This window comes from Vibrio sp. Vb0667, from assembly GCF_033391095.1.
This window is the reverse complement of the sequence record NZ_JAWPOL010000032.1, coordinates 26,425-43,974: the sequence shown is the minus strand read 5'-3', so window position 1 is coordinate 43,974 and position 17,550 is coordinate 26,425. Positions and strand designations below refer to the sequence as shown.

Sequence of the window (17,550 nt, the reverse complement as noted above, 5' to 3'; positions counted from 1 at the left end):
TGGCTAATGCTCTGTATGTTAAGCGTAAAAAAGTACAACTTTTTTGCCTTTTTCTTTGACTAATTTTGATTTGGAAGATAATATTCGCGCCCTATGCAAAAGGTAAAAATACCGCGAACGGTTGACCCAGCTAAAGCTGCACAGAAACGATTGGATTACGATGGCATCATCCAAGCTAGTCTTTTCAAGCGCTTAGTGGAAACAACTGAAGGCGTAAAACGCGACGCAGAAGTCTCATTGTCATTTGGGATGGATGAACAGCGACTCGTTGTTATCTCTGGTAAAGCTAACATCGAAGTCGATTTAGAGTGTCAGCGTTGTAATGAGGTATTCGCACATGAGTGCGAAGTTGAATTCCTTTCTACTCCTTACTACGGTGAGAAAACAGAACAGGAAGCACCAGAAATTTATGATTTGGTAGATCTAAATGAATATGGTGAATTAGACCTCATACAACTTGTTGAAGACGAGTTCATCTTAGCATTACCTCAAATTGCGATGCACGATGAAGCGGATTGTAGCGTTGATTCAAATAACATGGTTTTTGGTGAGATTCCTGAAGAAATTGAGGAAGAAAAACCGAATCCATTCGACGTTTTGAAAAGTCTGAAAAAGTAATAGGTGTGGTAGCCGATTCTTCTTCAGGTTTTTAACCCAATAGTATAGGAGTAGGGTCAATGGCCGTACAGAAAAACCGTAAAACTCGTTCTAAGCGCGGTATGCGTCGTTCACACGATGCGCTAACTACAGCTGCTCTATCTGTAGACGCGACTTCTGGTGAAACTCACCTACGCCACAACGTAACTGCTGAAGGTTACTACCGTGGTCAAAAGGTTATCAACAAGTAAGGTTGAACCTTTGCAAAGTATTACCGTTGCACTTGATGCAATGGGCGGGGATTTCGGTCCACGCGTAACAGTGCCTGCCGCCGTGCAGGCACTGTCTCATTTCCCAGAGCTAAAAGTGATTCTTATTGGTGATCAATCTCTGATCACGTCTCAATTATCTCAACTCGGTACCTCGACCAGTTCCCGCTTGACTATTCTTCACAGCGAGAAAGTTATCTCGAACTCAGAAAAACCTTCATTGGCGTTGCGTAATAGCCAAAATAGTTCTATGCGTATGGCTATCGATTTGGTTTCTGAGCAGAAAGCGGATGCTTGTGTTAGTGGTGGCAACACCGGTGCATTAATGGCACTATCGCGTTTCATTCTTAAGTTACTTCCTGGCATTGAACGTCCTGCTTTAGTTTCCGCTTTACCGACGATTACCGGAAAGCGCACTTGGATGCTAGATCTGGGGGCGAATGTATCGTGCGATGCTGATAGCTTGTTCCAATTTGCTGTAATGGGCAGTGCATTAGCTGAAGAACACTTGGGTCGTCCTCCTCGCGTTGCTGTACTCAATATTGGCGCAGAAGAGATTAAAGGTAACGATTTAGTCAAACGTTGCGCAGAAATGCTTTCTCAGACCGATGCGATTAACTTTGTCGGTTATATTGAAGGTAATCAAATTTTGCATGATGTTGCTGACGTCATTGTTTGTGATGGATTTGTCGGCAACGTATGCTTAAAAGCCAGTGAGGGAACAGCTCAACTTTTTATCGAAAAAATTAAAACCAGCATAATGGCATCAACGATAAAGGGTTGGATAGCTAGAAAGTTGTTTTCTAGGCTGTTTAATGAACTAAAAACACTGAACCCCGACCAGTATAACGGCGCAAGTTTGCTAGGATTGCGCGGCATTGTCATAAAAAGCCATGGAAGTGCGGATGTATCTGCGATTGTCAATGCACTTGGCGAGGCAGTACACGAGGTCAAACGACAAGTACCAAGCCGTATTAGCGATCGTTTGGAAGCGGTTTTACTCGAGAGGCATTATTAGTCTTCATGTATAGCAAAATTTTAGGTACTGGCAGCTACCTGCCATCTCAGGTGCGTACAAACGCAGATCTAGAGAAAATGGTAGATACAAGTGATGAGTGGATCGTTGCTCGCACGGGTATTAAAGAGCGTCGAATTGCTGCAGAAAACGAGACTGTAGCAGACATGGCATTCTACGCAGCTGAAAACGCTATCGATATGGCGGGTATTGATAAAAACGATATCGACCTGATTATCGTAGCCACAACGAGCAGTAGCCATACTTTCCCTTCATCTGCGTGTCAGGTGCAGGCAAAGCTTGGCATTAAAGGTTGTCCAGCTTTTGACTTAGCCGCTGCTTGTTCTGGTTTTGTGTACGCATTATCTGTTGCAGACCAACATATCAAATCTGGTATGTGCAAAAACGTACTTGTGATTGGTTCAGATGCTTTGTCTAAAACGTGTGATCCGACAGACCGTTCAACCATTATCCTATTTGGTGATGGTGCCGGAGCCGTTGTCGTAGGCGCTAGCCAAGAGCCTGGCATTATCTCTACCCACATATACTCGGATGGTCAATTCGGAGAGCTTCTAAGCCTACCTGTACCTGTGCGGGGGCAAGATGCGGATAAATGGCTTCATATGGCTGGGAACGAAGTATTCAAAGTCGCTGTCACTCAGCTATCGAAACTAGTAAAAGATACGCTTGAAGCCAACAACATGCATAAGTCTGAACTAGACTGGCTAGTGCCGCACCAAGCGAACTACCGCATTATTTCAGCGACAGCGAAGAAACTTTCGATGTCACTAGACCAAGTCGTGATTACACTTGATAAACACGGCAACACATCAGCTGCGACGGTGCCAACAGCACTAGATGAAGCGGTACGTGATGGTCGTATTAAACGCGGTCAAACTCTGCTTCTTGAAGCGTTTGGCGGCGGATTCACTTGGGGCTCGGCCCTTGTGAAGTTCTAAGTTTCACAAGAATTCAAAATTTAAGGTGCACTTGGTGCATCTTATTTCTTTTTACTTTGCTTAAAGGAAAACAACATGAGCAAGTTTGCTATCGTATTTCCAGGTCAAGGTTCTCAAGCTGTAGGTATGCTTGCAGAACTAGGCGAACAATATGACGTAGTAAAACAAACATTTGCAGAAGCATCTGACGCACTAGGTTACGATCTATGGGCGCTTGTTCAAAATGGACCTGCAGAAGATTTAAACGAGACTTTCCGTACTCAACCAGCTTTGCTAGCTTCATCTGTTGCAATCTGGCGTGTATGGCAGGAACTTGGCTTAGAGCAACCAGCAAACCTAGCCGGTCACAGCCTAGGTGAGTACTCAGCACTTGTATGTGCGGGTGTTATTGACTTTAAAGAAGCCATCAAGCTGGTTGAATTACGTGGTCAACTTATGCAAGAAGCAGTACCAGCTGGTACTGGCGCAATGTACGCGATTATCGGTTTGGCTGATGATGCGATTGCAAAAGCGTGTGAAGACGCAGCGCAAGGCGAAGTGGTCTCTCCAGTAAACTTTAACTCGCCTGGTCAAGTCGTTATCGCTGGTAGCAAAGACGCAGTAGAGCGAGCTGGTGCGCTATGTAAAGAAGCTGGTGCGAAGCGTGCGCTTCCTCTTCCTGTTTCAGTACCTTCACACTGTGCACTTATGAAGCCAGCAGCGGAAAAACTTGCTGTAGCTCTCGAGTCTATCGAATTTAACTCACCACAGCTGCCAGTTATCAACAACGTTGATGTGGTTGCTGAGACAGATCCTGCAAAAATCAAAGATGCGCTTGTTCGTCAGCTACATAGCCCAGTTCGTTGGACTGAGACAGTTGAACTGATGCACGAACAAGGCGTAGAAAATCTTCTTGAGCTTGGTCCTGGTAAAGTTTTAACAGGTCTAACAAAACGTATCGTGAAAACGCTAACTGCAGCCGCAGTGAATGATATCGCATCGCTAGACGCTGCGAAGTAATCCATCAAGCGATAAATTTGCGATAAGAAAAGGAAACACAACATGATGAATCTAGAAGGTAAGATCGCGCTAGTTACCGGCGCAAGCCGTGGTATTGGCCGCGCGATCGCGGAACTTCTTGTCGAGCGAGGTGCTACGGTTATCGGTACTGCTACTTCTGAAAGTGGTGCGGCTGCTATCAGCGAGTATCTTGGTGATAACGGTAAAGGCTTAGCGCTTAACGTGACTGATGTCGAGTCTATCGAAGCGACATTAAAAACGATCAACGAAGAATTTGGTGTGATCGATATTCTGGTGAATAACGCTGGTATTACTCGTGACAACCTATTGATGCGCATGAAAGATGATGAGTGGAACGACATCATCGATACCAACCTAACGCCAATCTACCGCATGTCTAAAGCGGTTTTACGCGGTATGATGAAAAAACGTGCGGGTCGTATCATCAACGTAGGCTCTGTTGTTGGTACCATGGGTAATGCTGGTCAAACTAACTACGCAGCAGCGAAAGCGGGCGTGATTGGTTTTACTAAATCAATGGCTCGTGAAGTTGCGTCTCGTGGTGTAACAGTGAACACTGTTGCTCCTGGTTTCATCGAAACTGACATGACTAAGGCACTAAATGATGACCAACGTGCGGCAACATTGTCGAACGTGCCAGCAGGTCGTTTAGGTGACCCACGTGAAATTGCATCAGCAGTAGTTTTCCTTGCTTCTCCTGAAGCAGCGTACATTACTGGTGAAACTTTGCATGTAAATGGTGGCATGTACATGGTTTAATGCGACAGTTTATGCAAAATAAGCTATTTTACATTGTGAAAAATAGCCTATAGTTGCAGTTAACTGTCATGAACTTGTCATGCTTATGCGCAAGATTTGTGCATGATTTAAGTCAAAAATGTATTGAAATTCGGTTAAATTCGCTAATTTTGTGGTTTGACCAGCAAGGACCCCCTTGCAACTTTCAATAGTTCGAATAAACTACGGAATCATCGCATTAGGCGAAATCTGTAAAGGAAAAGAAAAATGAGCAACATCGAAGAACGCGTAAAGAAAATCATTGTTGAACAGCTAGGTGTAGACGAAGCAGAAGTTAAAAACGAAGCTTCTTTCGTTGACGATCTAGGTGCTGATTCTCTAGACACTGTAGAACTAGTTATGGCTCTAGAAGAGGAATTCGACACTGAGATTCCTGACGAAGAAGCTGAGAAGATCACTACTGTTCAAGCTGCAATCGACTACGTAAACAGCGCTCAGTAATTAGCTCTCCCAGGCGGTCTCCTAGACCGCCTGTGTTCTTTCTAACTTCTTCTATCCTCTCATAGAAATATTCAATTCCCGGAGAATTATATCGTGTCCAAGCGTCGTGTAGTTGTCACTGGCATGGGTATGTTGTCACCGGTAGGCAACACAGTAGAATCATCTTGGAAAGCCCTGCTAGAAGGTCAAAGTGGTATCGTAAATATCGAGCACTTTGATACTACGAACTTCTCAACTCGTTTTGCAGGTCTTGTTAAAGATTTCGATTGCACAGAGTACATGTCTAAAAAAGATGCTCGTAAGATGGACCTTTTCATCCAGTACGGCATTGCAGCGGGTATTCAAGCTCTTGATAACTCTGGCTTACAAATTACCGAAGAAAATGCGGCTCGAGTTGGTGTTGCTATCGGCTCAGGCATTGGCGGTCTTGACCTTATCGAAACTGGCCATACTGCATTAGTAGACAAAGGCCCTCGCAAAGTTAGCCCATTTTTTGTTCCTTCGACCATTGTAAACATGGTTGCAGGTAACCTATCTATCATGCGTGGTCTTCGTGGTCCGAATATCGCGATTTCTACCGCATGTACTACTGGCCTGCATAATATCGGCCATGCAGCACGTATGATTGCCTACGGCGATGCAGATGCGATGGTTGCTGGTGGTGCAGAAAAAGCTTCTACGCCTCTTGGCATGGCTGGCTTCGGTGCAGCTAAAGCGCTATCTACTCGTAATGAAGAGCCTCAAAAAGCGTCTCGCCCATGGGATAAAGGCCGTGATGGTTTTGTTCTAGGTGATGGTGCTGGCATGATGGTGCTTGAAGAGTACGAACACGCGAAAGCACGTGGCGCGAAGATTTACGCAGAACTGGTTGGTTTTGGTATGTCTGGTGATGCTTACCACATGACTTCTCCAAGCGAAGATGGCTCTGGTGGTGCACTTGCGATGGAAGCGGCAATGCGTGACGCGAACATCACAGGTACCCAAGTAGGTTATGTGAATGCTCACGGTACATCTACTCCTGCTGGCGACGTTGCAGAAATCAAGGGCGTGAAACGTGCTCTTGGTGAAGAAGGTGCGAAGCAAGTACTTGTATCATCAACTAAGTCTATGACTGGTCACCTATTAGGTGCAGCAGGCTCTGTTGAAGCAATTATCACGGTTATGTCTTTGGTTGACCAAATCGTTCCACCAACGATTAACCTTGATGACCCAGAAGAAGGTCTAGACATCGACCTTGTGCCGCACACTGCGCGCAAAGTTGAAGGTATGGAATACGCTATCTGTAACTCGTTTGGCTTTGGTGGTACAAACGGTTCTTTGATCTTCAAAAAGTTCGCTGAGTAACACTATCTAACCTTATTTAGATAAGCGAAACTTGTATTCTAACGGCTCGATGCTTAGCATTGAGCCGTTTTGTTTTATTTGTTGTCTGCTAATTTGAAGGTACGTGAATGTTTTGGGTAAATGGAGTTCCGCAAACGCATGTAGAGCTAGGTGACCGCTCATTCCAATACGGTGATGGAGGCTTTACCACCATCCTGACCCAAAATGGAGAGTTGGTTTACTGGCAAGAACATACTGAGCGCATGAGTGCTTGCCTTGACGCTTTGAAGATCTCTTCACCTGACTGGGAAGTTGTGCATGATTGGGCAAGCAAAGCGGTTTTATCTGACGCACGAGCGGGGGTGAAGATTCACGTTAGCCGCGGTATTGGCGGGCGAGGGTATAGCCCTAATGGGATTGAAGGCCCTATCGTGACGATTTCCAATTTTGCGTTTCCTTCTCATTATTCATCTTGGCAAGAACAAGGTGTGGACTTGGGCGTTTGTAATACTCGTCTAGGGATTCAACCTTTACTTGCGGGACATAAGCACAACAACCGTTTAGAGCAGATTCTCGCCAAGGCTGAAATCGACAATACAGAGTTTGCAGATGCAATAACGTTAAATGTGCAAAACCATGTCATTGAAACTACAATGGCCAACCTTTTTTGGGTTAAAGGTAATAAAGTATTTACGCCGGAGCTGACCTTATCAGGCGTTACGGGCGTAATGCGTCGTAAGGTGCTTGAGTTACTTAAAGTAAGTCATATTGAAGTCATCGAGGGGCGTTTTATACTTCCAGATTTGCTGAGTGCTGACGAGGCTTTCATGTGTAACTCAATATTAGGTATCGCACCTATTCGCAGCATAGTGACATCGAACTCTAAGACTATATTTCCGATAGGAAAATTGACTCAACGACTGCAAGGGAATTTAACTACGTGATTAAAAAACTGTTGGCTTTTGTTGTGCTGATCGCAGTGATAGGCGCAGCAGCTGTTTTTTATATAATTTCACAGGCTAAACAATACGTTGAAAAGCCTATTCTATTGGAACAACCTCAGCTGTTTACTGTAGAAAGTGGTACAAGCTTTCATCATGTCATGCGCGCCTTAGTTGAAGATGAGGTGATTGAAACATCGGAGTATATCCGTTTAATTCCTCACTTATATCCAGAATTGTTGCAAGTGCGAGCGGGTACTTACCAACTTGAGCCTGGTATGTCACTTTCGCAAACATTGGAGGATCTGAATACTGGAAAAGAATACCAGTTTGCGATCACTTTTGTTGAAGGCAGCCGCTTTTCTGAATGGGTAGATCAACTAAAAAGTGCTCCTTATTTAAAGCATGATTTAACCGATCTTTCAGAAAAAGAAATGGCTGCGAAGCTCGGAATTGAGAGAGAAAAGCTAGAAGGGTTGTTTTTAGCAGAAACCTACCATTACACAGCGGGTGCGAGTGAAAGCCAGTTATTAAAACGAGCGCATCGAAAACTCAATAAAATACTGGACGCTAGCTGGGAAGCTCGTCAAGAAAAGCTGCCATTACAGGATAAATATGAAGCCTTGATTCTCGCGTCTATCATCGAGAAAGAGACGGCTATTGATTCTGAGCGTGAGCGCGTCGCTTCTGTGTTTATCAACCGATTGAACAAACGTATGCGGTTACAAACTGATCCGACAGTTATTTATGGTATGGGTGACGCCTACGATGGCAACATTCGTAAGAAAGATTTGCGTACGCCGACACCATATAACACCTATACCATCAATGGTTTGCCACCAACACCGATTGCGATGGCTGGTGAAGCTTCCATTGAAGCGGCTTTGAATCCAGAAAGCAGCAACTATTTATATTTTGTAGCAAGTGGAAAGGGCGGACATGTATTCTCGAAATCCCTTGCTGAGCACAACCGTGCTGTTCGTGCCTATTTAAGAGAACTAAGAAAGAACAAATGATGAAAGCAAACTTTATTGTCGTTGAAGGCCTAGAAGGCGCGGGTAAAAGCACTGCGATTAAAACCGTTTTAGATACGCTAAAAGCGGCCGGTATTGAGGATATCGTAAATACCCGTGAGCCAGGAGGCACACCGCTAGCAGAAAAAATGCGCGCTCTGGTGAAAGAAGAGCACGAAGGCGAAGAACTTAAGGACATGACGGAGTTGCTTCTTCTGTACGCTGCACGTGTTCAGTTGGTTGAGAACGTGATCAAACCAGCTTTGGAAAACGGTCAGTGGGTGGTTGGTGACCGACACGATATGTCGTCGCAAGCTTATCAAGGTGGTGGCCGTCAGATTGACGCATCGTTAATGAAAAATCTCCGGGATACAACGCTTGGTGATTTTAAACCTGCTCTCACTCTCTATATGGATATTGACCCTCGTGTTGGGCTTGAGCGTGCACGTGGGCGTGGTGAGTTAGATCGTATAGAGAAGATGGATATTAGTTTCTTCGAGCGTACACGTGAGCGTTATTTGGAGATTGCTCATGCCGATCCTTCCATCGTTATCATTAACGCAGAACAGACGATTGAAGGCGTGTCGCGTGATATTCGGGACGCTCTAAACGAGTGGCTAGCTCGTCAATAAGTGAAACGTAAATTTAGGTGACTCATGTTAAATGATTATCCATGGCTACAGCCAATATGGGATAACCTCAAAGTAGGGTTAGAGTCGGACAGAATACCAGGTGCGCTTTTATTACAAAGCGAGCAGGGCTTGGGCATCGAAAAACTTATCGAGTTTTTTAGCCAAGTACTTCTTTGCCAAAATTACGCGAGTGAAGCATGCGGTTTTTGTCATAGCTGCCAGCTAAATCAATCTCAAAACCACCCTGATTTACACTGGATCAAGCCAGAGAAAGAAGGAAAGGCGATAACGGTGGACCAAATTCGCGCTTGTAACCGTCTTGCTCAGGAATCATCTCAGCTTAATGGTTACCGCCTATTTGTAATAGAACCGGCGGACTCTATGAACGAGTCGGCATCGAATGCGCTGTTAAAGACGCTAGAAGAGCCTGGGGCAAAGTGCTTGTTTTTGCTCGTTACCCACAATCAGGAGCGTCTGCTCCCAACGATTCGTAGCCGTTGCCAACACTGGGTTGTTGCGCCTCCGTCAGCGGAACAAGCAATGCAATGGATGCACGAACAAGGGGCGAAGCAAGTTCCTGCTTATGCCTTAAAACTGAATATGGGCTCTCCAATAAAAACATTGGATGCGTTAAATAATGGTGATCTCGAAGCTTACTTGGCTTTTGAACGCAGTTTTATTAAGGCAATGTCTTCGCCTGTTTCAGACGTTTCTGAGTGTGCTTCTTTAATCGCTAAACACTCAGAGCAATCACTAGACTGGGCATGGTATTTACTGACAGATGCTCAGAAAGCGCAGTTTGGTGTATCAGAAGCTCAAATGCTTCCGGGCGCGACAAAGTTTCAACCGGACAACTATAACGGTTTGTACTCATCAGCGAAGGCGCTGATGAACCTGAAAGCTCAGGTGCAAGCCTTTCCTGGCCTGAACCTTGAGCTACTATCAATGAATTGGTTAATTGAATCACGAGAGGCATTATGTTCGTAGATTCTCATTGTCATTTAGACAAATTGAATTACGACGATCTCCACATCAATGTGGAAGACGTTATTAACAAAGCTAAACAAGCAAACGTAACTGAGCTACTTTCTGTTGGAGTAACGCTGGATTCTTTCCCGAAAATGATGGAAATGATCGAGCCTTATGACAATGTTTATGCTTCGTGCGGTGTGCACCCACTTGATGTTGAAAGCGACTTTTCGATGGACGTATTGCGCCACCATGCGTCGAATGCAAAAGTCGTCGCTATTGGCGAAACGGGTTTAGATTATCATTACAAGCCCGAAACGGCCGCGTTACAGAAAGAGCGCTTTGAGCAACACGTTGATCTTGCAGTGGAGCTCAACAAACCTTTAATTATCCATACCAGAAACGCACGTGCGGATACTCTAGATATTTTGCGTAAGGGTGGGGCAGAGAAATGTGGTGGTGTTATCCACTGTTTTACAGAAGATCTTCCATTTGCTGAAGCTGCACTGGAGCTGGGGTTTTATATTTCTATCTCGGGGATTGTTACTTTCCGTCAAGCTACAGAGTTAAAAGAAGTGGTGAAGACTCTACCTTTAGAGAAGCTTCTTATTGAGACAGATTCTCCTTACTTGGCTCCTGTTCCCCATCGTGGCAAAGAGAATCAACCCGCTTACGTTGTCGAAGTCGCTTCTTATATTGCGCAACTCAAATCGTGCTCTCTTTCTGAAGTGGCACAAAAAACCACCGAAAACTTCCGAAATCTTTTTTTGCGATGAAAAAATAATAAGAGCATAAAAAAGGAGCTTAGGCTCCTTTTTTGTTGATAAAAACAACAGATACGCTCACGAGTTTAATGTTTACTAAAAATGTTGATTTAATAACATTCAAAAATCACAAATGTAATTTTGTTACTAAAAATAACATTGGGGCGTATTTTATTTACGCCTTAAAATTAATTATATAAATAATTAATTCTTTATAAAACAGTAATATAAGTGCAATGCAAACCTTTTCATCGGCTGTTTTTGGGTGTGATCCAAGACTTGTTTTGAAACTAAATTTCGTAACTGTGTGGAAAGTTTGAGGGTCATCAATATATATTTAGAGCCGGAAAATATAATGCAGTTGTGGTTACATTTTCATTGGGTGCTAACCTTTAGGCTACGGGGGTGTGCCGTTAGTGCCCAAATAATACTTATAAATTTATCAGGAGCATAAACATGTTTAAGAACCTTTTTGCTAACCTGCAAAAAGTTGGTAAGGCTCTGATGCTTCCAGTATCAGTTTTACCAGTTGCAGGTATTTTATTAGGTGTGGGTGCTGCCCATCTAAGCTTTATTCCAGAGATCGTTTCTAATCTTATGGAACAAGCTGGTGGTTCAGTATTCGGCCAAATGGCACTTCTATTTGCAGTAGGTGTAGCGCTAGGCTTCACTAACAACGACGGTGTTGCAGGTCTTGCAGCTATCGTTGGTTACGGCATCATGACGGCAACGCTAGGTGTAATGGCGGGCGTTATGGGTGTTGAGAAAATCGATACAGGTGTACTAGGTGGTATCCTTGTCGGTGGTGTGGCTGCTTGGGCATTCAACCGTTTCTTCAAAATCCAACTTCCAGAGTACCTTGGCTTCTTCGCTGGTAAGCGCGCAGTGCCAATCATCACTGGTTTTGCTGCGATCATCCTAGGTGTTATCCTATCTGTTATCTGGCCACCAATTGGCGGTGCAATTTCTGCATTCTCTGATTGGGCTGCACACCAAAACCCACAGCTAGCATTCGGTATCTACGGTGTTGTTGAGCGTTCTCTAATCCCATTCGGTCTACACCACGTATGGAACGTACCGTTCTTCTTCGAAGCAGGTTCTTGTGTTAACGCTGCCGGTGAAGCTCAAAATGGTGTACTAACTTGTTACCTAGTTGCTGATGAAGCATCTCGTGCTGCTGGTAATGGCTTCGGTCAGCTAGCGGGTGGTTACATGTTCAAGATGTTCGGTCTACCAGCTGCAGCAATCGCAATTGCTCATTGTGCTAAACCAGAAAACCGTGCAAAAGTAATGGGTATCATGGCGTCAGCTGCACTGACTTCATTCCTAACTGGTATTACTGAGCCAATCGAATTCTCATTCCTATTCGTTGCTCCGCTACTATACGGTATCCACGCTCTACTAGCTGGTTCTGCATACATCGTTTCGAACACTCTAGGCTTTGTACACGGTACTTCTTTCTCTCACGGTCTGATCGACTTCCTAGTCCTATCTGGTAACGCTCAGAAGATGGTGCTAATGATTGCCGTCGGTCTAGTTTACGCAGTAATTTACTACGTAGTGTTCCGTGGTGTAATCACAGCGCTTGACCTAAAAACACCTGGCCGTGAAGATGAAACGGAAAGTGCAGCTGTAACTTCTGGCTCTGATATGGGCGGTGAACTGGTTGCAGCGTTTGGCGGTAAAGCTAACATTACTGGTCTAGATGCATGTATCACACGTCTACGTGTAGCAGTTGCAGATACAGCAGCTGTTGACCAAGACAAGCTAAAACAACTAGGCGCTGCTGGTGTTGTAGTTGTAGCTGGTGGTGTACAGGCTATCTTCGGTACTAAGTCTGATAACCTAAAAACTGAAATGGATGAGTGGATTCGTAACCACGGTTAATCGCAGTCATTCATAGTAATGCATAAAAGGAGGCTTCGGCCTCCTTTTTTAGTTCCTATTTTATTAACTGACAGTTCCTTTTTTAGTGTGATCCTAAACTCATCTTTACTTTTGTCAGCTTTTTCATACATCGAGCTTACCCATCGTTGACATATTGATATGCCATTATGTTTGAATAGCGAATAATGTTTTTTTGAATAATTGATAACGTGTATGAAGAACAAATTCATTTTAGTTTTGGGACTAGTTTCTAGTACGGCAATGGCGGCAAGCGAACCAACGGATCTATCAGTTGGTATGGCTGTCGATCAACAATTAAGTGTTGTTGTAGAGTTAGATAACAAATATCGTGGCATTATCGGAAACGATGGTATGGCGTTTGATTACATCGCTAAGCGTGGAACATTCGATCAAAACATGCCTGTGACTTGGTATGTCGGCGTTGGTGGCTGGTATGAATGGGATGACGAGTTTGGTGTGAGAGTACCACTTGGTGTGAACTGGGATTTATCACGCGGCTGGGACCTTTATGGCCAAATACACCCAGAGCTAGATCTTTACAAAGGTGCTGACTTGCAACTTGGCGGCGCCGTTGGCATCAAGTACAGTTTCTAGAATTGAACTAATGTATGTATAAAAAAACGCCGGTAACTACCGGCGTTTTTTTGTATGGAACTTAACGTTCTATTGTTTATTCATGGCTCGCTTAATGCAAACGGCAGCGCCGCCCCAAGTGATACCTAAACCAATAACCATCATAATAATTGCGCTGATTGTCATTTTGCTGTCTCCTTGCGGTTCACTGCGTTGATCACTAGACCAAAGATAAAGAGTGCGGCGATAAGTGCCCAGCCTAAAGTTAGATCATAGCCACCGTAGCCTTCAGTAATTAGGGCGTATAGCTTGGTCGCTAAGATAATGGCGAGCATGATTGGTGTAACGAAGCGTAAGCAGATCTCGAACCATTGACCAACAGAGAAATCAGAGCGCTCGTTAACGTAATTACGTACTTCTGGCACGCGCTTCAATAGCCACGCCATCAAGACAATCTCAACCAGACCACCAACCATGATGCCAACGTTGTTTGCAAAGTGGTCTACTAGGTCGAGTAGCAGCAGACCGCCATTGGTAGCAAACGCCATAGAGACAACGAAGCCAATACCAATCACAACATTTGCAGCTTTTTTACGGCTCCACTTCAGCTTGTCGATAATGGCTGAAGTTACGGCTTCCATAATTGAAATATGCGAACTTAGACCAGCAACCACCAGTGCAAAGAAGAACAGTGGACCAAGAATATATGGGGCAGGTAGTAGGTTAATTGCCGCAGGTAAAGTAACAAAAGCCAAGCCAACGCCTGCAGATACCACCTCTGTTAACGGCTTACCTTGCTCTTGAGCCATGTAACCCAATACTGAGAAGATCATGATGCCGGCTAGGATCGAGAAGCCACAGTTGATCAACACGGTCATAAACGCGTTATTCGTTATGTCTGACTTTTCTGGTAGGTAGCTAGAGTAAGCTAGCATGATGGCGAAGCCGATACTTAGCGTAAAGAAGATCTGACCATATGCCGCTGCCCATACTTTCACATCCCAAATTTTGCTGAAATCGGGTTCGAACATGTAGTTCACGCCATCTAGAGCTCCTGGCAAGAAAATCATACGTCCGATTAAGAAAATCACCATCAAGAATAGGATTGGCATCATAATTTTAGATGCTCGTTCAATTCCTGATTTCACGCCTTTGGCAATGGCGGTGTAAGTAATTGCCCAAGCAATTACCATGGATAAAGCAATCTTCCATTGAATACTGCCTAAGTCTGTTGGTGAGTTGTCACCTAGCTTTAGGTATTCACTAAAGAAAAATGCGTTGGTATCGGTTCCCCAACCTTGAGTGAACGACAACCCAAAGTAAGAAATCGACCAACCGATAACAGCCACATAGTAAACGGCAATAACTGCAGCCACACCAACTTGGAACCAGCCAAGCCATTCAAATTTAGAATGAATTTTCGCAAGTGTTTTTGGTGCCGAGCCTCGGTATTTTTGTCCCATACTGAACTCAAGGATCATAAATGGAATACCGGCAGTGATCATGGCAAAAATGTAAGGAATAAAAAATGCGCCGCCACCGTTTTCATAGGCCATGTATGGGAAACGCCAAATGTTTCCCAAACCGATAGCAGACCCAACTGCTGCTAAGATGAATCCCGCCCGGGATCCCCATTGTTCTCGCTTCATATTTGACTCCTATAAGACTCCCTGAGGAATGAAGCTCTCTACGTAACACAGTAATAATTGCGCAAATAGTTGGAAGAAAGGACCGCTGTTATCCATCAGCTTTTCTATCCTTAATTCTAACTTCTTATAATTTTATAGAGCTATATTCTGGCTACTGTAAGAGAAAGTAGATTATTAATCTTAAAATTTTGATGTGTGTTTGATAAAACTGAAATATTTATCTGTTTTCACTGATCAGACTAACTTCTAATAATACTTAGCGCAATAGAATCTAAATGTTAATTCAGATGCGTTGTCTGGTTTTAATCTTGTTAAATTTGAGTTTGATTGTGGTTTTATGTGGGTGTGTGGTTGTTTGTCTGGAATAAATGACTGGGATCTAATAATTGCTTTGGTGTTTAAGACTATTTTGATTAATTAGGGCGTACGGCTATCTTTTGTGCACCTATCTAGATGATGCTTCGTTACTTTGCCAAACAATGGTGTTTAGACGATATCCTTTATCGGCTCTGTGCAGGACTCGTTCAGCGTTCTTTGTGACGAGTCCTATAAAGGAACATGCATAAAAATTAGAAGCGGAAACTAAAACCGACATTTGATTGGAATTGGTTCATCCAATCAGTATCGAACTTAATGATACAGTTTGAGCCGTCATTAGGTAGAGTACAGGCGCCAGATGTATCGTTATCAACGACCGTTCCTAACCATCTCAGTTGGGCTGTTAATGCAAAGTTCTTTGAAAATTCATATTCCAGCCCTGCAAAAGCGCTAGCCGAAAATCCGTATTTTTTGTCTACCCAATCCACATCGGCGTAAGAAGCGCCCAAACCTACACCGATATAGGTTTGCCATTTTTCTGCGACAGGATAGTACATGCTGCTTTGGAAGTGCAGATAATGGATATCTGCCGAGTTGGACAGCTTTTCAAGTTCCGTCGATTGATTGGAGTAAAACAATCCGATCCTTCCTTTTTCTAAGGGAGTCTCGACTGAAAGAGCGTAATTCACTGCGGGGTCGAGATCGTATGTATTACCACTTTCATCCTCTACTTGGCCGCCTCCTGTATAGCCTATGTATGGTGTAACGATGATATTCGCTTGTGCATTGATAGCAGTACTCATCATCATGATTCCTACTAGCCAGCTGAGTTTTTGGTTCATGCCCTATCTCCTTATTATGACTAAGCTAATTGTGATGGGTTAGTCAAAATTGCGCGACTAAATTAAGCAAATCTTGAACATATTTCACACCGGTGTTATTAATTTGTTACATATTAAGGAGGTGTTTATGGAACACGATCTAAAATCCGCATTAATCATTGTGGTGACTGTTTTTGCAGTGCTTTTGTCATTTGGCATCATTGCTATTACAACAGCTTAAGATAACCACTTTTACCAAACGTTTTAACAAAACGGCGTGAGCCTATGATACGTAACAGCGGTATAATCACAGAAAGCCATGCAGAGCTTGATGTAAAAGTTTATGAGCACTTTAGGCATGGTAAAACTGCTTTAGTCACGCAAGGTGGAGGGCAGAGAGGGATTTTTACCGCTGGCGTTTTAGACGCCTTTTTACTTTCCAACTTCGATCCTTTCGATGAATTCTATGGCACCTCTGCCGGAGCACTTAACTTATGTTCTTACTTGTGTCGTCAACATGGCATGGGCAAAGCTTTTATTACCGAGCTGACAACGTCTCCTGAATTTTTTAATCTGTTTCGCTATATCCGAAAGCAGCAGTACTTAGGTTTAGAGTGGGCATTAGAACGGATTCAAGATTTCCCATACAAGCTTGACCTTGATTTAGGTCGCAGTGCATTGGGAAAACGAGGGGCGTTTGCTGCGGTAACGAATATAGAGACGCTATCAGATCAATATCTACCAATCTTGGATGACTCGTGGTTTAACACTATGCTAGCGACATGTGCGATTCCCAAGTTATATCACGGACCTGTCGACGTAAATGGCAATAAGTTTGTGGATGGCGGCGTGTCTGCCTCTATCCCTGTTCAAGAAGCGTGGCGTCAGAATGCTCGCAACATTATTGTCATTCGCACAGAGCCGTTTTCAGAGATTGAAGCGAGAGCCCAAAGTGAGGTGGGGGATGTGCCTGTCGAATGGTATCGGGAGTCTATCAACTCAGTACAGCAATCATGGCAGCAAAAAGTGAATCAGTGGAAGCTGGATTGGGCGTCGTTCTTCCAACAAAAAATTAATGCAGCACATCAATCGAAGCTTGCAGGGAAAATGCTGTTAAATGGAGGCCGTTGGTTGTTCGGTGCCGATAACTTGTATCGTTTAAGTCATCTGATTGGTGAGAATTTTGATTCAGGTTTAGCCGACATGCTGATGATTCATTATCAAACATTTGAGCTCACTCAGGCCTTTATATCTGCTCCACCTGACGACACTTTTATTTTACAAGTTGCGCCTAAAGAGGGACTTCGTTCTTCTTCTTTGTTAAGTGACCAAGAGTCACTAGAGCATGACTATCAACTTGGGCTTCAAGCTGGGTTTAACCTAGTTCAACTCTATGACCAGCTGGATGTTGAAATTGATGGTAGAGAGAGTGCATAAACCTTCTTACGTTCACGATGTGCGCAATATACAAAGCATATAAATAAGGCTCCATTTTCGGAGCCTTATTTGCGGGTTCTTGTGGTTAACTCCGGTTAGGTAT

At 43.9% G+C, this 17,550-nt stretch carries 20 protein-coding genes; 17 read left to right on the top strand and 3 right to left on the bottom strand.

The genetic code is table 11. The annotated features are described in order from the left end of the window. Nucleotides 1-93: 93 nt before the first annotated feature. The 15 genes from yceD (at nucleotide 94) to R8269_RS20100 (ending at nucleotide 13,243) form a co-directional block, all read left to right on the top strand. Nucleotides 94-618, top strand: coding sequence for a 23S rRNA accumulation protein YceD (gene yceD, locus R8269_RS20170; protein ID WP_005387307.1), 525 nt, complete (start codon nucleotides 94-96; stop codon nucleotides 616-618). A gap of 59 nt (nucleotides 619-677) precedes the next feature. Further along, entirely contained in the window at nucleotides 678-848 is a 171-nt protein-coding gene (gene rpmF, locus R8269_RS20165; protein ID WP_005396978.1) for a 50S ribosomal protein L32, read from the top strand. Between the two features lie 10 nt (nucleotides 849-858). Further along, nucleotides 859-1,884, top strand: a complete 1,026-nt coding sequence (plsX, locus tag R8269_RS20160; RefSeq protein WP_017633846.1) for a phosphate acyltransferase PlsX — start codon at nucleotides 859-861, stop codon at nucleotides 1,882-1,884. Nucleotides 1,885-1,889: 5 nt separating this feature from the next. Then, nucleotides 1,890-2,840 carry a beta-ketoacyl-ACP synthase III gene (locus R8269_RS20155; RefSeq protein ID WP_017821385.1) on the top strand — a complete coding sequence of 317 codons (951 nt, stop codon included), beginning with the start codon at nucleotides 1,890-1,892 and terminating at the stop codon, nucleotides 2,838-2,840. A 75-nt stretch (nucleotides 2,841-2,915) separates the two neighbouring features. After that, entirely contained in the window at nucleotides 2,916-3,839 is a 924-nt protein-coding gene (fabD, locus tag R8269_RS20150) for an ACP S-malonyltransferase (RefSeq protein WP_005387313.1), read from the top strand. 45 nt (nucleotides 3,840-3,884) lie between these two features. Then, nucleotides 3,885-4,619: a 3-oxoacyl-ACP reductase FabG gene (gene fabG / locus R8269_RS20145; protein ID WP_031781117.1), complete on the top strand. Its 735-nt coding sequence runs from the start codon at nucleotides 3,885-3,887 to the stop codon at nucleotides 4,617-4,619. 246 nt (nucleotides 4,620-4,865) lie between these two features. Next, nucleotides 4,866-5,099 carry an acyl carrier protein gene (gene acpP / locus R8269_RS20140; protein ID WP_004406112.1) on the top strand — a complete coding sequence of 78 codons (234 nt, stop codon included), beginning with the start codon at nucleotides 4,866-4,868 and terminating at the stop codon, nucleotides 5,097-5,099. 93 nt (nucleotides 5,100-5,192) lie between these two features. Further along, the gene (gene fabF / locus R8269_RS20135) at nucleotides 5,193-6,443 is read left to right on the top strand and encodes a beta-ketoacyl-ACP synthase II (RefSeq protein ID WP_005372948.1); all 1,251 of its coding nucleotides are present in this window, start codon (nucleotides 5,193-5,195) and stop codon (nucleotides 6,441-6,443) included. 107 nt (nucleotides 6,444-6,550) lie between these two features. Further along, entirely contained in the window at nucleotides 6,551-7,366 is an 816-nt protein-coding gene (gene pabC, locus R8269_RS20130; protein WP_086046934.1) for an aminodeoxychorismate lyase, read from the top strand. Next, nucleotides 7,363-8,379 carry an endolytic transglycosylase MltG gene (mltG, locus tag R8269_RS20125; protein ID WP_054577646.1) on the top strand — a complete coding sequence of 339 codons (1,017 nt, stop codon included), beginning with the start codon at nucleotides 7,363-7,365 and terminating at the stop codon, nucleotides 8,377-8,379. Before pabC ends, mltG begins: the two co-directional genes overlap by 4 nt. Beyond that, nucleotides 8,376-9,008: a dTMP kinase gene (gene tmk, locus R8269_RS20120; RefSeq protein ID WP_005387350.1), complete on the top strand. Its 633-nt coding sequence runs from the start codon at nucleotides 8,376-8,378 to the stop codon at nucleotides 9,006-9,008. The genes mltG and tmk overlap by 4 nt, the downstream gene beginning before the upstream one ends. Nucleotides 9,009-9,032: 24 nt before the next feature. Beyond that, on the top strand, nucleotides 9,033-9,995 hold the full coding sequence (locus tag R8269_RS20115) for a DNA polymerase III subunit delta' (RefSeq protein WP_258476835.1): 963 nt from the start codon (nucleotides 9,033-9,035) through the stop codon (nucleotides 9,993-9,995). Further along, on the top strand, nucleotides 9,986-10,753 hold the full coding sequence (locus R8269_RS20110) for a TatD family hydrolase (protein ID WP_005372957.1): 768 nt from the start codon (nucleotides 9,986-9,988) through the stop codon (nucleotides 10,751-10,753). The genes R8269_RS20115 and R8269_RS20110 overlap by 10 nt, the downstream gene beginning before the upstream one ends. Nucleotides 10,754-11,197: 444 nt before the next feature. Beyond that, on the top strand, nucleotides 11,198-12,628 hold the full coding sequence (gene ptsG / locus R8269_RS20105) for a PTS glucose transporter subunit IIBC (protein ID WP_005372959.1): 1,431 nt from the start codon (nucleotides 11,198-11,200) through the stop codon (nucleotides 12,626-12,628). 213 nt (nucleotides 12,629-12,841) lie between these two features. Continuing rightward, the gene (locus R8269_RS20100; RefSeq protein WP_005372960.1) at nucleotides 12,842-13,243 is read left to right on the top strand and encodes a hypothetical protein; all 402 of its coding nucleotides are present in this window, start codon (nucleotides 12,842-12,844) and stop codon (nucleotides 13,241-13,243) included. A gap of 69 nt (nucleotides 13,244-13,312) precedes the next feature. On the opposite strand, the gene R8269_RS20095 is transcribed toward R8269_RS20100, so the two are convergent. From R8269_RS20095 to R8269_RS20085, 3 genes are all read right to left on the bottom strand, one after another. Next, complete coding sequence (locus R8269_RS20095) at nucleotides 13,313-13,408, bottom strand: MetS family NSS transporter small subunit (protein ID WP_017633863.1); 96 nt, start codon at nucleotides 13,406-13,408, stop codon at nucleotides 13,313-13,315. Then, nucleotides 13,405-14,871, bottom strand: a complete 1,467-nt coding sequence (locus tag R8269_RS20090; protein WP_005372966.1) for a sodium-dependent transporter — start codon at nucleotides 14,869-14,871, stop codon at nucleotides 13,405-13,407. Before R8269_RS20090 ends, R8269_RS20095 begins: the two co-directional genes overlap by 4 nt. A 569-nt stretch (nucleotides 14,872-15,440) precedes the next feature. Beyond that, nucleotides 15,441-16,031: an outer membrane protein gene (locus R8269_RS20085; RefSeq protein ID WP_005372968.1), complete on the bottom strand. Its 591-nt coding sequence runs from the start codon at nucleotides 16,029-16,031 to the stop codon at nucleotides 15,441-15,443. A 127-nt stretch (nucleotides 16,032-16,158) separates the two neighbouring features. Here R8269_RS20085 and R8269_RS20080 point away from each other — a divergent pair, with 127 nt between their 5' ends. Together R8269_RS20080 and R8269_RS20075 are read left to right on the top strand one after the other, a co-directional pair. Then, nucleotides 16,159-16,251, top strand: a complete 93-nt coding sequence (locus tag R8269_RS20080) for a YnhF family membrane protein (protein ID WP_005372970.1) — start codon at nucleotides 16,159-16,161, stop codon at nucleotides 16,249-16,251. Between the two features lie 44 nt (nucleotides 16,252-16,295). Further along, nucleotides 16,296-17,447, top strand: coding sequence for a patatin family protein (locus R8269_RS20075; protein ID WP_005372971.1), 1,152 nt, complete (start codon nucleotides 16,296-16,298; stop codon nucleotides 17,445-17,447). Nucleotides 17,448-17,550: the final 103 nt, after the last annotated feature.